Source organism: Streptomyces griseus subsp. griseus (genome assembly GCF_000720255.1).
Classification (GTDB): Bacteria; Actinomycetota; Actinomycetes; order Streptomycetales; family Streptomycetaceae; genus Streptomyces; species Streptomyces griseus_I.
In genome coordinates this window covers 1-359 of record NZ_JOJE01000187.1, presented here as the reverse complement: position 1 = coordinate 359, position 359 = coordinate 1, and the positions used below count along the sequence as shown (strand labels likewise).

General features: G+C 71.9%; 1 pseudogene. It reads right to left on the bottom strand.

The annotated features are described in order from the left end of the window. A pseudogene (locus IG99_RS43715) lies at window positions 1-359 on the bottom strand (DUF4097 family beta strand repeat-containing protein); the annotation flags it as partial.

Below are 359 nucleotides of genomic sequence, written 5' to 3'. Positions count from 1 at the left end.
CGGTGGCCTGGGTGATGCGGATGTCGCCTCGCTGGGTGCTGATCTCGGCGGGGCCGCCGAGGCGGCCGACGGTGATGTCGCCGTCGTGGGCGGTGAGGCTGGCGCTCGCGGTCTCGTCGAGCTTGACGGTGTGGTGGCCGCCTTCGAAGGTGACGTCGCCGAGGCGTCCGACGCCGCGGAACTCGGCGGCGCCCGACGTGGCGTGGACGCTGGAGCCGGTGGGCAGCTGGACGGTCACCTCGACGGATCCGTTGTGTCCCAGGATCCGGTTCTTCGCCTGCGGGGTCTCGATGCGCAGGACGCCGTCGCCGTAGGAGACCTCGACCTGCTGCGCGGCCTTCACGTCGCGGCTCTTGGAG